The sequence below is a fragment of the Streptococcus mitis genome, assembly GCF_001579045.1.
Lineage (GTDB): Bacteria > Bacillota > Bacilli > Lactobacillales > Streptococcaceae > Streptococcus > Streptococcus mitis_D.
In genome coordinates this window covers 163,750-178,654 of sequence record NZ_KQ970262.1, presented here as the reverse complement: position 1 = coordinate 178,654, position 14,905 = coordinate 163,750, and the positions used below count along the sequence as shown (strand labels likewise).

Genomic DNA, 14,905 nt, shown 5'->3' with positions numbered 1-14,905 from the left:
CGTGAAAAATGGTGATAAACTTCTTCTACCACAAAGAGAAGTCCTGCAATCGGTGCATTAAATGCAGCGGCTAATCCTGCGGCAGCTCCACTGGCAATCAGGGAACGTTCCTCTACTGGACTGGATTTAAGCCACTTGGCAATTCCTTTACCACCAACCGCTCCGAGTTGAATGCTTGGTCCCTCACGCCCCAGCATGAGTCCACTGGCAATTGCCAAAATTCCTAGAACATATTTTTTCCAAAGTACGCCCCACCAGTTGAGGGTCATGAAGCCTTTCAGTTCGGCTTCGACTTGCGGAATTCCTGAGCCTTTGATATCTTTTTCTGACCGAGTTAATTTCGCACTGAGCCAACAAACTATTAAATAAAATAGACCAATGATAAAAAGATTGCGCACTAGGTTCGCTTGATCTTGATAAAGTCCTTGTATCAAGTGAAAGCCTTTTTCGATTAAGAAACGAAAGGATCCAACGATAATTCCAACAACGAGACCAACAATGATTCCTCGACCAACTTGGGATAGGATAGTGCTGGATGCAAAGGCGAATTCTTTCTTAGAACGGACTATTTCCGACTGTTCCTCCATGGTATTTCCTTTCAATTAACTTTCTTTTTTACCTAAAACCAGTGATTTAACGGGTTCAAAGCTGGTTCGGTGAATTGGGGTAACTCCTAGTTTTTCTAGTCCTTCTAGGTGTTTAGCAGTTCCATAACCTGCATTAGTAGCAAAATCATAGCCAGGAAACCGCTGATCGTATTCCTTCATCAATTCATCACGGGTCACCTTGGCTACTATAGAAGCCGCTGCGATAGAGAGGGAGTTGGCATCTCCTTTGATAATGGATGTTTGTGAAATGGGCAATTCCAGTTTCATGGCATCTATCAGGAGGTGCTCAGGTTGAGGACTGAGCTGGGAGATAGCTTCCTGCATGGCTAGTTTGGTTGCTTCATAGATATTGACTTGGTCGATGACCTGATTATCCATGATACCAATTCCAATCGACAAGGCTTGGTCTTGAACGGCTTGAAAAATCTCCAGATGTTTCTTTTTAGGAATTTTCTTGCTGTCATTGAGGCCTTTAATCTTACAATTTTTAGGTAAAATAACAGCAGCAGCGACGACAGGGCCAGCCAGAGGACCACGTCCAACCTCGTCAACACCTGCTATCAAAGTCAATCCTTGCTTATACAGTTCTTTTTCGTAGGAAAGCATGGCTTCCAAACGAAGATCCTCATCCAATTCTGCCTGAATAGCTTTTTTACGCTTGCTGATTTCTTTTTGAACTCCAGAGCGATTATCCTTTTCAAGCTCTAAAAAAATAGGGCTTTCTAAATCCTTGATCGTCACAAGGAGTTCTTTGATTTCTTTAATCGTCGCCATTGAGGTCTTCCAATGTATCTAAGGTATAGTTACCGAGTTTGCCATCACGGACTTCCTTCACGAAGAGACTGTAAAAACGGTCATAGTCATCACGGAAACCGAGGGCGCGGGTCATATCCATAATAATAACCGGAGCTTCTTCCTCAATTTTCATTTGTTTGAAGCGTTCAGCCAACTTTTCTGGATAATGTTCTTTGAAATAATTGAGACCAAAAATAGTTACCTCATCCATAGGGAGCAACTGGTCTTTGATAGCTCCAGTCAATGCCAGTTTCAATGCAACAGTTTCATCCTCAAACTTAGGCCAGAGAATCCCCGGCGTATCCAAGATTTCCAAGTCTTTATTTGTTTTGAGCCATTGTTGACCTTTGGTAACACCTGGTTTATTGCCGACAACGGCAATCTTCTTACCGGCCAAACGGTTCATGAGAGTTGATTTACCAGCGTTTGGAATCCCGATAATCATGGTACGCAAGGTTTCAATCTGGATACCACGTTCTTTCTGGCGAGCAATCTTATCGGCCATGAGCTTCTTGGCTGCGTCTGTTACAACTTTTACAGTTACTTGCTCTTTGGAGTTGATAGCCAGCGTCTGGATTCCTTGTGATTCAAAATACTGACGCCATTCCTTGGTCATTGCTGGATCGGCCAAGTCTGCCTTGTTTAAAATCAAGAGTTTTGATTTGTCACCAACAATCTTGGTCAACATAGGATTTTGACTAGATAGAGGTAAGCGTGCATCCACCAAAATCGTTACAAAATCAACAAATTTTAAATTTTCCTGCACCTGTCGACGAGCCTTAGACATGTGACCAGGAAACCATTGAATAGTAGCCATTGAGTTTTTTTCCTTATAAAATAAAAATCTAATTAATATAAATAGTGTTTTTCTTATAGTCTATTTTATCATAATTTGAGCACTTTTGCATAGGCTTTTGGTTTTTTATAACACAGATGTGACATAAAATAAATTATGTATTATGTTTATGCTTTTGCTTTTGATTTTTACAATTGACGCTAATTGACATATACGAAAACTAATAAGTTTTAGTACTCAAAGTTGACAGAAAATATTAAACTTTATACCTATATTTTTTGTAAATTAAACCCACCATGGCATTTCCACGGTAGGTGTTACTCATATCAATAATCGTTCTAAAAATGGTTTGATGCAGTTGAGGAGAATTCCTTCTATCCAGCTTTCTTGTGCTGAGGATAGATGTTCTGTCTGAAGGCTTTCTTTTAAAAAGTCTCGGACTTGTTCTGGTGCGATTTCAAACTCAAAGGCTTTCATTTTATAGAAAAAGTCTAGCAGATGGTCTGATAAGTATTCAGTTGAAAAAGGCACTTCTCCACTTTTTCGATATTCTAATAAGAGTCGAGCAAATCTGGCTTTTTCTTCAGGAAGCTCACGAAAATAGGAATTGAGGAGCCAGGTCTGCTTCTGTTTTCTTTCAATTGGATCCTGACTGGCAATTCGTTGGTCTTTTTCCAACTCTTTTTGGTATTGTTTGGCCTTGACAACCCGTTCTGTCCGATTTTTACCAAAAAGTATTTTCTCCCACTTGCGTTCTTCTTGGGTCAGGGTTTCTGTAAAGCCAAAGTAATCTTGATAAGCACGCTCTGCTGGGCCCATGGCTAGAACTAGATTGTCTGCATATTGCTTGGCGATTTTATCCCTCTTCTTGCGTTCTTTCTCTGCCTGGATACGGAGTTCTTGTTCGTAGTCAATTTTCTCCTTGCCTAGCTTGACAAGGTAGAGTTGTTCATCCGATTTCCCAAGTAAAAAGGGTTTGATACACTTTTCAAGGACTTCTTCCATCCGAGCCCTCTTCTTGGGTTCTGCCTTGGTCCAACTTCCTCCTTGAAAGACTTCTAGGAAGAGCTGGTAGTCTCTCTCAGGTGCAAATTGATTGCCACGATTGGGTTTAAAAACACCTTTTTCCCAGAGCCAATTTAGAAGTCGTTCGTCAAAGTCACTTTTGTTAACCTTGATTTTCTCCTTTTTCTGGGCTTTTCTGGTCAGATTTTCAACCTTTCTGAGCAGTTTTTCTTCCTCTTCCAGTTGCTGGTCAAGGGACAATCGGTGAAAATGACGAACACAATCGCTCCCTATCGGAAAGAGGCGTTGGCCTGTGACACCGTTAAAGAGTTCATAAGCGTATTTGATGGCATTCCCACAGATACAATTGCTACGGCCGATACCGTTAAAAATCAAGGAAACTTCATTCCATTCCTTGGTAGCTTGTTCCCAAGTATCCGCTTTTGAAGCCTGTAAAACTGCATCATGTAGGGATTTTCTAACTGGAAGTGTCATGAGGTCTCCTTTCTAGATTATACTTTTACAACTTGAACCTCGTCTTTACCGAGTAAAATCAAGTATTTGTCAATATTTTCAATCGAATAGGCTCGAGATAGAGCTTCTCCGTATAGCGCTAACTGACCACGATAACGATCTACGAGTTGACTTGGTTCATCATAGCGGTCTGTCTTGTAGTCAAACAGAACAATTTTGTCTTCGTAAAGCAGATATCCATCAAGGATACCACGGACAACGAAGTCTTCCTGACTCTTTTGGTCTCGTTTGAGCATGGAGAAGGGTTGCTCACGATAGAGATGGTTAATATTATCAAGAATTTCCTGACCGAGTGCTGTGTCAAAGAATGCAAGAATTTTAGCAAGATTGATCTTATCTCTGACAGCTGGGCTGGTTTGAACTTGTTTGAGAGTTTCTGTCAGGCTAGCGAGGGTTTGTTGCTGACTGAGGTCAATTCTCTGCATGAGTTCGTGGGTAGCACTACCAATCTCAGCTCCTGTTACCTTTTCTTTGGTTGAAAAATCTGGCAAATCAAAGCTAATTTTCTTGTCTACTGACTGGCCTTGACCTGCAATCTCGACACCTTCCATATCCATAACTGGTTCGTAGAATTTCTTAATTTGACTTGGGGTTTGAACACTAGGGAGCTCAATGGCTGCGCGGTGAAGAGTATTATAGACTTCAACCTCTTTCAGCATTTCAAGAGCTTCCTTAATGGTTTCTGACTGGCGATTGTCTGTTTGGGAGCTATCTTGGAGAGGACTTTTGTTTTCCAATTGACCAATAGCTTCTCTAGTTAGCTGATCTTCACCAACAAAACGATAGCTAAAGTTGAGATAATCTTTGGCAAACACTTTACTGATAGCCCAAATCCAATCTTGGAAATTCCTTGCTTGCAGTCTAGTATTGCTATTTAGTTTTCCATTTTTAGCTACTGGGTATTCCTTGGCTTCCAGCTTTTCACGAGATCCCTTGCCGACAAGATAGAGCTTTTTCTCAGCCCTCGTCATGGCAACATAAAGGAGACGCATCTGCTCTGAGTAGCTTGCCAGCTGTAATTCCTCTTCATTCTGCCTATAGGTCAGGCTAGGAATGGAGAGTTTGATGGTTTTAGGATAGTGATTTTCGACTGCTCCTGTATCCATCTTGGCAATGTATTTGACACCTAGTCCATTTTTACGACTGAGAATGACCTCTGACATAGAGTCTTGCTTGTTAAAATCTTGATCCATGTTGAGGATAAAGACGTAAGGAAACTCCAGCCCTTTACTCTTGTGGATGGTCATGAGCTCTACTGCATCTTTTGGCGGTGCGACAGCCACGCTTGCAAGATCGTGCTGGGCTTCTAAAACTTGGTCAATCATACGGATAAAGCGGGACAAGCCCTTGAAATTGCTCTTTTCAAACTGATCAGCACGCAGTGCTAGGGCATAGAGATTGGCCTGTCTAGCAGGACCATTTGGCAAAGCTCCCACATAATCATAATAAAAACGGCCGTTGTAAATCTTCCAAATCAGGTCATAGAGGGAGTGGGTTTTGGCATACAAGCGCCAAGAAGCCAAGATATCCATGAATTGCTTTAGTTTCTCAGCTAGAGCCGTGTGAATCAAGTTTTTCTGGCTTGTTACCATTTTTTGTGCATTGACCAGTTTTTCATAGAGATTTTCTTGGACTTTATCCTCTGCTTTCTGAAGAGATAAACGTGCCAACTCGTCCTCATCAAAGCCAAACATTGGAGACTTCATAAGGGCAACCAAGGCATAGTCTTGCAGGGGATTATGAATGACACGAAGGGTGTCTAGCATGACTTGCACTTCTAGGGATTGGAGATAATTGTTTTGCTCTCCGTCAGTTTTGACAGGAATTCCGTACTCAGACAGAGCGAGGAGAATCTGGTCATTACGACTGCGACTGGAGGTCAGAAGGGCAATTTCTTTAAAAGTAACACCTTTTTCCTGATGAAGTTTCAGAATCTCCTTGACGACTAAGCGCATTTCGCCTGTGAGTTTCGTTTCTGTTTGACTCTCTTCTTCCTCACCTGTATCGTCCTTGTCATAGAGGAGAAATTCTGCCTTGTTATCTGGATTGGGAGTCAGTTTGGTATTGGCAAAAACAAGCTGGTGCATGTTATCATAGTTGATTTCACCAACTTCTTGGTCCATGAGACGTTCAAAGACATCATTGGTTGCTGACAGAACTTCTGAACTGCTACGGAAATTTTCCTTGAGGAGAATCAGCTTTCCTTCTTGGGAATCTTGCGCATAGCGTTGGAACTTTTCAGTGAAAATCTGCGGGTCTGCTTGACGGAAACGGTAGATGGACTGCTTGATATCTCCCACCATAAAGCGATTGTGACCATTAGAAAGTAATTCCAGCATCCGTTCTTGAATGTGGTTGGTATCCTGATACTCATCGACCATGACTTCGTGGAAGCGCTCCTGATAAGCCTCACGGACTTGCGGGAAATTCTCTAAAATCTCAATGGTGTAATGGCTGATATCAGCGAATTCAAAGGCATTTTCCTGGCGTTTACGTTCACGATAGGCCTCTACAAAATCACTCATGAAAGATTGGAAGGTTTTAGCTAGTTCCCATGTATCTTGATGATAACGTTCTTGATAGTCAAGAATCGTTATCTGGTCTGATAATTGTCCTAGTTTAGCAAACTGGGTCTTTCTCTCTTCGTTGTAGGCATCGGCCAGTGGCTTCAAATCAGCCTTACGACTGGCATTCGTCAGAGCCCGACCATTTTTCTCCTTAGAGATTGCGACAATACGCGCAAGAACCGTTTGATAAGCCTGACTATCGGACTCCTGATTTAGGGAGGCAATTTCATCCAGAACCAACTGGACATTTTCTAAATAGGCAGCCTTTGGAAACTCCTTGGCATCATTATCCAGATGATAACGGAAAAAGCTTTCCAAATCCCAAAGGGCTTGCTTGATTTGCTCAGTCAGTTTTTCTTTTTCACTAGTAAAATCAGTCTCTTCAAAGCCTTTGAGGAAAGATTCACTTAACCATTTCTGAGGATTGCTGGTGGATTGGAGGAAGTCATAGATTTTATAGACTTGCTGGCGCAGTCCCCGTTCGTCCTTGCCTCGCCCAGCAAAGTTTTTCAGCAAATGACTAAAGGTCTCTTGCTGTTTACCTTGGTAATGGGCTTCAAAAACCTCATGAAAAACTTCGTTTTTTAGAAGGAGTTGCTCGCTCTGGTTTTGTAAAATACGGAAATTAGGCGTAATATCAAGCAGATAGCCATGTTTGCCAAGGAATTTTTGTGTGAAAGAGTCCATGGTTCCGATGGCAGCGTTGGGTAGGTCTGCCAACTGACGACCCAAGTGTTGTTTGAGGTCGACATCACTGCTTTCTTGGATTTGCTTGCTGATTTTTTTCTCTAAACGTTCTTTAAGTTCAGTCGCAGCCTTAACGGTAAAGGTTGAGATAAAGAGTTGAGAAATTTCGACACCACGCGCTAACTGATCCAGAATGCGCTCTGCCATGACAAAGGTTTTACCAGAACCAGCCGACGCTGAGACAAGGATATTCTGACCAGAAGTATAGATGGCTTCGATTTGTTCGGCAGTTTTCTTCTGTTCCTTGCTCGAATGCGCTTCTACTTCTTGCAGTTTTTGAATTTCCTCCTCAGTTAAAAAGGGAATGGGCTTCATCGATTCAGCTCCTCTCTTATTTTTTCAAACCAAGCTTGCTTGAGTTTTTCTCCGACCAGACGCTTGCCATCAGCTAAGTCTAACTTCTCTAGGAAACGGGCTTGACCCAAATGGTAATTGGCTTCAAATCCTGTGATGGCTTGATGTTGCTGAACATACGGTGCAATACTTCTGCCATTTTCAGTATAAGGGTTAATGGCGAACTGACCTGCTAAAATCTTCTCAGCTGCTTTCTTGTAAAGATAGGCATTGTAGTCCAGTAGGAGCTGGAATTCCTCATCCGTCAGCTGATTGGACTTGTTTTTATTGTAAAATTCACCCAAATGACTGCTTTCTTTTTCTAAAAAGAGGCCTTGGTATTTCATTGACTTGCTAGCTTCTACAACTGCTGCTGCCAGACTTTTAACGGTCATCAGAGATTGGACAGGCTCAGCCATTTCCAAGTACATAGCACCGAAAAAGTTCTGCTCCCCTTCTCTTTTTAGGGCAGCTAGGTAGGTTGGTAACTGGGAATTAAGACCATTAAAGAAATGAGGAAACTGGAACTGAGTCAGACTGGACTTGTAGTCTACTACCCCTATCGCTCCATCAGCTTTCAAACGGTCAATCCGGTCCACCTTGCCTCGTACAAAGACACTGCGTCCATTGTCCAATTGAATAAAGGCTTGCTCTTTTCCACCGAAATTCGCTTCCTCTTTGATGGTTTCGATGGCTGGATTGTGTCGGAGAATATGTCCAGTTGTCCGTGCAACATCAAGCAGAACTTCCTTGGTAAACTGGGCTTCTAAACTTTCTTGATAAATAGCCTCAAAATCGCGTTCCTGACTGGTTTCTTGAATAGCTTGTTCTAGACGGTTGTCAAAGGAATCTTCATCAGGCAACTGCAAGGCACGTTCAAAAATACGGTGCAAGAAATTTCCGTGACTACGGGCATCAGGACGTAAGCGCAATTCTTCCTGCAAGCCTAAAACGTAGCGGAGGAAATAACTGTATTGGTTCCGGTAAAACTCGGTCAAACCAGAGGTAGACAGGTAAAACTCCTGATCAGCAGGATAGAGAGCTTGTAAGGTGTCCTTGGCCAACTTCTTACTGCTTGGACTGGTTGGGAGGGCAGGATTTTCCAAACCTTGCTGGTCTAGTTTTTTACCCATCACACGCGCCAGAACCTTAACAAAGGTCAAATCTTGCTCAGTATCACTTGTCTCGCCCTGCTGGTGATAGGTAACCAGACTGGACAAAAGACTGTGATATGAGCCCACATCTTCCTTAGACAGCCCTTTGTGATTCATCCTCTTCTCTTTTCGACTAAATCCAAAATGGACCAGCTCTTGAAGATAGGCAGATTCCTTACTTTCACTTTCATTGAAAAGGCTTGGAGCCGACAAGACCAACTGATTACGGGCAGAATTGACCAAGGAAAGCATGATATAGCGATTTTTTTTGAGATTTTCACTGCTGGCAATCAGTAATTGCGCTCCCTCTTCAGTCGCTTGGTTTAAGCTTTGTCTTTCTTCATCAGTCAAAAGACTGGTGTTTTGCGCTATGTTTGGTAAATGATCCTGAGTCAGCCCAATGGCGTAGACAAAGTCAGCAGTCAGAGGAGCAATCAAATCATAGCTCTGCACCAGAACGGTATCTACTGTCGCTGGAATAGTACGGTACTGAGATAGGCTCATCCCAGAATGAAGCAAGGCTAGGAAGTCCTCAAGATTAACTTGTGAACCAGCAAAAACAGTCGTAAATTGTTCTAAAACATGACAGAATGCCTTCCAAACTTCGGCTTGTCTTTCCTGTTCAAGAGCTTCCATAGTGGCTGTCAAATTTTGCAACTGCTTGGGCACCACTCCTTCTTTTAGAAAGACATTCCACTTTTGCAAGAGATTTTCAGCCTTCTGCTTTCGGCTAGCAAAAAGAGTCTCAAGAGGGGCTAAAATACTCAGACGAAGAGCATTTAAACGCCCTAAATCAAATTTTCCATGGTGGGATTTGGTGAAGGTTTGCTGAAAGGCTGGCAAGCCATTGATACCAAGATAACGGATATATTGCTCAAATGCATCAATATCAGCCTGACTGAGGTCGGTATACAAACCTGTTCTGAGAAGATTAATCAAATCCTCCTGACGGAAACGGTAGCGTTTTAAAGCCAAAATAGACTCGACAAACTGTGTCAAGGAATGGTGCGCCATGGATTCGCTTTTGCCTAGATAGAAAGGAATTTGATACTGGTCAAAAATAGTTTTAAGAGATAATTGATAAGAAGCTACATCCCCCAAGAGAATACGAAAATGCTTATAACTCAGGTCTGAGTTCTCATGCAATTTCTGACGAATGCTACGGGCTACCAACTCCAACTCTTCCTTTTGTGTCAAACAAGACCAGATTTGCAGGTTTTCCCGGTCCTTCTCATCTACATCCAAGCTGAGTTCTGAAAAGTCATAAGAAGACTCCAACAAACGAGAGGCCTTATCAAAACTATCCATCTTCTCATGAGTTTGAGAATAATCCTGAGCAGGCGTTTGGTATTTAGAGGCCAGATGATGGAGAAACTCCACACTGGCTTGGTAGAGATTGCCTTCAGCGAATGGACTGGCATAAGCTTTCTTACTAGCATAAGCCCCAATAACAATCTCAACACCCTTGCCATGAAGTAGGTCCACAATTCGCTCTTCCTCAGCAGAAAAACGGGTAAATCCATCAATGACCAAGGCGATTTGATTAAAATCACTACTTACCTTGTCATTCTCAATAGCCTCAATCAAATGGGACAATTGACTTCCCTGAGCTAACTGCCCCTGATTGAGATAAGCCGTTACCTTCTCAAAAATCAAGAGTAAATCGGCCCTCTTGTCCTCATCCGTCAAACTCTCCAAGTCCAAAAAACTCATCTGAGCTTTGGTCATCTCGTGGTAAAGCTCAATCAACTGCTGGATAAATTGAGGATCCTGTTTGATAGCTCCATAAACACGTAAATCCTTAGGATTAAGTTCGGCCAGGCATTTGTAAAAGGCCATTCCAAGACCAATATCATCAAGACTGGTCTTGGCAGGCAAGTCATTCAAAATCAGGTAACGAGCCATCTGCGTAAAGCGCGTGACGGTAATCGCAAAAGAAGCCTGCTGGGACAAGCATTCCAGCACGGCGCGTTCTTTTTCAAAAGAAAGAGAGTTGGGGGCGATGTAGAAGACCCGCTTGCCAGCAGCAACTAGCTCCTCCGCCTCTCTGGTTAGAATTTCAGTCAAAGAAGTCCGAATATCAGTATAAAGTAATTTCATCTCAGCCTCGTTGGAATTTTTCATTACCTTTTATTATACCATGATTAGCCACCCAAGTCTGAAAATAATCAGTTCTTGCTCATCTGTTGAAAAGAAAATGCCGGAAAGTTCCGACATTGTTTTAGTAAGCTAACTTCCTGAAAATAGGAGTAACCAAACATCCCAGAAAGCAGTAATATTGATGAGAATATGAACTAGTATTGGATAGTAGAGACTTTTTGTCATGCGATACAATAGAGCCAAAATAAACCCTCCACTAGCATAAATGAAAAAAGCAAGAGGTGTTAAAGCAAAATTGATATGAATATAACCGAAAATAATAGCAGAAATCAAAACATCTCCGTACCAAGGTGAGTTTTTGAAAAAGGTTGTCATAAGCACACCTCGATAAAGCAATTCCTCAGTAATAGGGGCGATGAAGCAAACGATGAGCAAAAAATAGGGTAACTCCTGTCGTCCCATCATTTCTACCGTTTCATCCAAAGAAATTTGATTTGAAGACGTGGATATGAAATACGAAAAAAGAAAGTCAGACATATACGAAATGATGTAGCCCAGTAAAAGGTAGATAAAATACCTCAGCTGCCACTTGAAATGAAAAGTTTGCTTTCCTGCAAAAACTAGTAGATAGATGACCGCTAATAAAAGAACTCCACTCTCCATCAAAAGCAGAATCTGAAAAAATTCATGACTTGCTGGTAGATAAGGCTTTGCTAGGTGATTGAAAAGCCCCCAAAACCAAGTTGATTTGTAAAAAATTAAGGACAATGCTAGTAAAATTTGAATAGCTCGTTTTTTCATATTAAATTCTCTGCTTTCTCCCCTTGTTTCTTCATATTCCTAATAAATTTTACTTAAAATCTCGCGGCACTTCCTTTGCAAAGATGGTTACCTCCTCCAATATATCCTAAATCATAGGTTCCTCTGGGACAAAATCCATGAATCGGCATAATTAATACTGGTTCCATTTGCCAAGCATAATAACCATTAGGTTCTTTACCATAGGGATCTGCTCCACCTTGTATCAGCTCTAATTCTTCATTTGTTAGATTTATATTTTTTGTCATTAAAATCATGATATATTTCCTCCGTTATTGTTTAGATTAGTTGAGTAATCTGATACTCATACCTACTTACAAAAAAACTATTTTAAGCTAGTTTTTTTATGCTTGTCTAGTTGCAACATTGACAAGTTTAGTATAGCATATCTTTTCCAAATATCCTCTTCAAATCATAAATTGACATCAAAACATCCTGAACTGTAAAATCAATTAGTCCCTACCCTTTTACCATTATCTTCTCCAAAATATGCTATAATAATACCAAAAGATAAAGAAGGAAGACCTATGATTAAACTACTAGCCTTGGATATGGACGGAACCCTCCTCAATGAAGCCAAGGAAATTCCACAAGCTCACATTACTGCTATTCACCAAGCCATTGAAAAAGGGGTCAAACTGGTTCTCTGTACGGGTCGCCCCCTTTTCGGTGTCCTCTCCTACTATAAAAAATTGGGACTTGACCTCCAGAATGAGTATGTGATTGTTAACAACGGTTGCTCAACCCACCAGACTAGCGATTGGAGTTTGGTTGACTGGCAAGAACTTAGTTCAGCAGACATCGAATACCTCTATGATCTAGCTGAAAAAAGTGATGTTCAGTTGACTCTTTTTGATGAGGAACATTATTTTGTCCTCGGTGGCAAGCCCAATCAAGTCATCCAAAATGATGCCGACCTAGTCTTTTCAGACCTGACTGAAATTTCCCTTGAGGAAGCTACCAGTGGCAAGTACCGTATGTTCCAAGGTATGTTTTTAGGTACAGAGGAGCAAACAGACGATTTTGAAGAGCGTTTTGCTGAGGAACTCTGTCAACGATTTAGTGGAGTTCGTTCACAGTCTGTCATTTATGAAGCTATGCCACTTGGTACAACAAAGGCTACTGCTCTTTCTCGACTAGCAGATATTTTGAAGATTGAGCCATCAGAAATTATGGCCATGGGCGATGCTAATAACGATATTGAAATGCTCCAGTTTGCAGGGTTTGGGATTGCAATGGGAAATGCCAGCGATTATGTCAAATCCCTTGCTGATGACGTTACAGCCAGCAACGAAGAAGACGGCGTCGCGCGTGCCATTGAGAAATATATTTTATAATTAAGAAGCCCAGTTCGTGTCAACTGGGTTTTGATATTTAAGAATTCCTAAAACTTTAGAAACTCTTTAGAAATCCTTGAGCTTTCTTTGATTTCTATGCTTTATACTAAAGTTAACAAAATAAATTAAAAGGAGAGAATCATGAAAACAGTACTTGACATTCATGGATTGTCCAAAAACTTTGACAAACAAGCTATTCTTCAGGATCTTCATCTAACGATAAGAGAGGGAGATATTTATGGACTTATCGGGAAGAATGGAGCTGGGAAGACTACCTTAATAAAAATTATTACGCAACTACTCTTTGCGGATAAAGGAACTGTTTCCCTCTTCTCTAGCCAAACGGAAAATGAGTGGACCAAGGCTCTATCTCGAGTAGGTTCTGTTATCGAATCACCCGTAGCCCATAATCACTTAACAGCCTATCAAAATCTGAATTATTATTGTATGATTCGTCATATTCCAAATGCTGATCAAGTCATTCGAGAAACGCTGGACTATGTAGGTTTGCCAGATACAGGTAAGAAAGTCTTTCGTGATTTCTCGCTAGGAATGAAACAAAGACTTGGCATCGCCATTGCCCTCCTATCCAAACCAGACTTCCTAATCTTAGATGAACCTATCAACGGTCTCGACCCAATCGGTATCAAAGAATTTCGACTCATGATTCAACGGCTCAATCAAGAAAAAGGAATCACCATTCTCATCTCTAGCCATATCTTGTCAGAACTCTATCTCGTAGCAAATCGTTTTGGTATTTTAGATCAAGGCAAGATTATCCGTGAAATCAGTAAAGCCGAATTTGAAACACTAAGTGAGGATTATATTGTCCTTAAGACAGCTGATCAAGAGAAAGCTTGTCAAGTATTGAAAGAACAAATCCAGCTCCAGTTCAAGGTTGTTAATCCTGAAAACGAAATTCACATCTTTGGTCAGGAACAAGATGTCAAACAGATTCTCAAGGAATTAACCTTGGCAGATGTTGACATTGACGAGATTTACTATGCCCGTCAAAACCTAGAAGAATACTTCACTCAATTGGTCCAATAGGAGGAAAATCATGATACATACCATTCAAGCAGACTTTTACCGTCTTTTCCGCTCCAAAGGTTTTTGGATTACAGAATTCATTCTCTTTGTCCTCTTGCTAATGGGTGCCACTATCGGGGCTACAGGCCATCTGATGGCAATCCAGACAGAAGAACCAGAAATTCCAACCCATGGTTGGGACGGTATTCAAGCTCTTATCAATGCGTCTAGCAATGATTCAAACCTTGTTTTTCTCTGCATTATTCTAACATGTTTAGTTCTTGGGGTCGATCTAATCGGCAAGCTTTATAAAAATAGTTTGACAGTTGGCGTTTCTCGTACAGAGTTTTTCTTCGCTAAATCCTTTGTTCTAGCAAGTATCGCTCTCTTACAACTCATCGCCAGCCTTGTGATTGCTTTTGTTCCCTCAACTCTACTAAACGGACTTGGTACGATACCTGATGGTTTTGTTACTAATCTCCTCTTAATGATTTTCCTTCAATTTCTCTGCCTTCTCGCTTGGCTTTCGATTATTTCCTTTATTGTCTACCTGACTCATTCTTATCTTGCCGTATTTATTGGTTATCTGATTAGCTCTATCATCCTTTCTATGCCAATGATCATTTTTCCAAATATCAAATTTTTACCATATTTGTCCTTGCATTTTTCCTATGCTATGACTGCTAATAGTGAATCCATTTTCTATACACTTATAGTTAGCTTAGCTGTTATTGTAATCTTTAATCTAAGTGGACTGGCAGTTTTCAAAAAGAAAAGTTTATAAAAAATGACCTCCTCTAGCCTACAGAGGAGGTTTCTTTCGTTAAAAGTAAATGAAAACCGACAACCACTGCCCATCTGTGCTTAGTTTCATCTCTGCACCGAGAAGATGGCATAATTCCTCAGTGATATAAAGGCCTAAACCAGAGGATTCTTCCGTATCAGATAGATTTTCAGAATAAAAACGGTTACTGAGATTTTCTATTCTTTTGATGGGCTGTTTGACAAGGTTTGCAATCTCTAAGACAAGCTGTTCCTTTTCCTTTTTCAAAGATAGACGCGCTTCTTCCTTGCCATGTTT

General features: G+C 41.1%; 12 protein-coding genes. 3 read left to right on the top strand and 9 right to left on the bottom strand.

The features are described 5' to 3' along the window. The 8 genes from SMIDD28_RS03805 to SMIDD28_RS03770 all read right to left on the bottom strand — a co-directional run. Nucleotides 1-587: chloride channel protein (locus SMIDD28_RS03805; protein ID WP_196756365.1), on the bottom strand; the 587-nt coding region annotated here is incomplete at its 3' end. Nucleotides 588-602: 15 nt separating this feature from the next. Next, nucleotides 603-1,382, bottom strand: coding sequence for a ribonuclease HII (locus SMIDD28_RS03800; protein ID WP_061424845.1), 780 nt, complete (start codon nt 1,380-1,382; stop codon nt 603-605). Continuing rightward, nucleotides 1,369-2,220, bottom strand: coding sequence for a ribosome biogenesis GTPase YlqF (ylqF, locus tag SMIDD28_RS03795; protein ID WP_061424844.1), 852 nt, complete (start codon nt 2,218-2,220; stop codon nt 1,369-1,371). The genes SMIDD28_RS03800 and ylqF overlap by 14 nt, the downstream gene beginning before the upstream one ends. A gap of 300 nt (nt 2,221-2,520) precedes the next feature. After that, the gene (locus SMIDD28_RS03790) at nt 2,521-3,699 is read right to left on the bottom strand and encodes a hypothetical protein (RefSeq protein ID WP_061424843.1); all 1,179 of its coding nucleotides are present in this window, start codon (nt 3,697-3,699) and stop codon (nt 2,521-2,523) included. Nucleotides 3,700-3,716: 17 nt separating this feature from the next. Beyond that, entirely contained in the window at nt 3,717-7,367 is a 3,651-nt protein-coding gene (gene addA, locus SMIDD28_RS03785; RefSeq protein ID WP_061424841.1) for a helicase-exonuclease AddAB subunit AddA, read from the bottom strand. Then, nucleotides 7,364-10,639, bottom strand: a complete 3,276-nt coding sequence (rexB, locus tag SMIDD28_RS03780) for an ATP-dependent nuclease subunit B (protein WP_061425271.1) — start codon at nt 10,637-10,639, stop codon at nt 7,364-7,366. Before rexB ends, addA begins: the two co-directional genes overlap by 4 nt. A gap of 129 nt (nt 10,640-10,768) precedes the next feature. After that, entirely contained in the window at nt 10,769-11,440 is a 672-nt protein-coding gene (locus tag SMIDD28_RS03775; RefSeq protein ID WP_061424839.1) for a CPBP family intramembrane glutamic endopeptidase, read from the bottom strand. Between the two features lie 53 nt (nt 11,441-11,493). Beyond that, nucleotides 11,494-11,715: an SP_0924 family bacteriocin-like peptide gene (locus tag SMIDD28_RS03770; protein WP_061424837.1), complete on the bottom strand. Its 222-nt coding sequence runs from the start codon at nt 11,713-11,715 to the stop codon at nt 11,494-11,496. A 270-nt stretch (nt 11,716-11,985) separates the two neighbouring features. On the opposite strand from SMIDD28_RS03770, the gene SMIDD28_RS03765 reads away from it, so the two are divergent. From SMIDD28_RS03765 to SMIDD28_RS03755, 3 genes are all read left to right on the top strand, one after another. Continuing rightward, nucleotides 11,986-12,795, top strand: a complete 810-nt coding sequence (locus SMIDD28_RS03765; protein ID WP_061424835.1) for a Cof-type HAD-IIB family hydrolase — start codon at nt 11,986-11,988, stop codon at nt 12,793-12,795. Between the two features lie 141 nt (nt 12,796-12,936). Further along, a complete protein-coding gene (locus SMIDD28_RS03760) occupies nt 12,937-13,845 on the top strand; it encodes an ABC transporter ATP-binding protein (RefSeq protein ID WP_061424833.1) in 909 nt (302 codons plus the stop codon). A 10-nt stretch (nt 13,846-13,855) separates the two neighbouring features. Further along, nucleotides 13,856-14,608 (top strand): ABC-2 family transporter permease, encoded by a 753-nt coding sequence (locus SMIDD28_RS03755; RefSeq protein WP_061424831.1) that lies wholly within the window; start codon nt 13,856-13,858, stop codon nt 14,606-14,608. 39 nt (nt 14,609-14,647) lie between these two features. On the opposite strand, the gene SMIDD28_RS12090 is transcribed toward SMIDD28_RS03755, so the two are convergent. Continuing rightward, the coding region (locus SMIDD28_RS12090) for an ATP-binding protein (protein ID WP_231075132.1) at nt 14,648-14,905 on the bottom strand (258 nt) is incomplete at its 5' end.

Bases quoted from the DNA above. Each gene is read 5' to 3' on its own strand.
- SMIDD28_RS03800 (WP_061424845.1), bottom strand. From the start codon at position 1,382: ATGGCGACGATTAAAGAAATCAAAGAACTCCTTGTGACGATCAAGGAT.
- ylqF (WP_061424844.1), bottom strand. From the start codon at position 2,220: ATGGCTACTATTCAATGGTTTCCTGGTCACATGTCTAAGGCTCGTCGA.
- SMIDD28_RS03790 (WP_061424843.1), bottom strand. From the start codon at position 3,699: ATGACACTTCCAGTTAGAAAATCCCTACATGATGCAGTTTTACAGGCT.
- addA (WP_061424841.1), bottom strand. From the start codon at position 7,367: ATGAAGCCCATTCCCTTTTTAACTGAGGAGGAAATTCAAAAACTGCAA.
- rexB (WP_061425271.1), bottom strand. From the start codon at position 10,639: ATGAAATTACTTTATACTGATATTCGGACTTCTTTGACTGAAATTCTA.
- SMIDD28_RS03775 (WP_061424839.1), bottom strand. From the start codon at position 11,440: ATGAAAAAACGAGCTATTCAAATTTTACTAGCATTGTCCTTAATTTTT.
- SMIDD28_RS03770 (WP_061424837.1), bottom strand. From the start codon at position 11,715: ATGATTTTAATGACAAAAAATATAAATCTAACAAATGAAGAATTAGAG.
- SMIDD28_RS03765 (WP_061424835.1), top strand. From the start codon at position 11,986: ATGATTAAACTACTAGCCTTGGATATGGACGGAACCCTCCTCAATGAA.
- SMIDD28_RS03760 (WP_061424833.1), top strand. From the start codon at position 12,937: ATGAAAACAGTACTTGACATTCATGGATTGTCCAAAAACTTTGACAAA.
- SMIDD28_RS03755 (WP_061424831.1), top strand. From the start codon at position 13,856: ATGATACATACCATTCAAGCAGACTTTTACCGTCTTTTCCGCTCCAAA.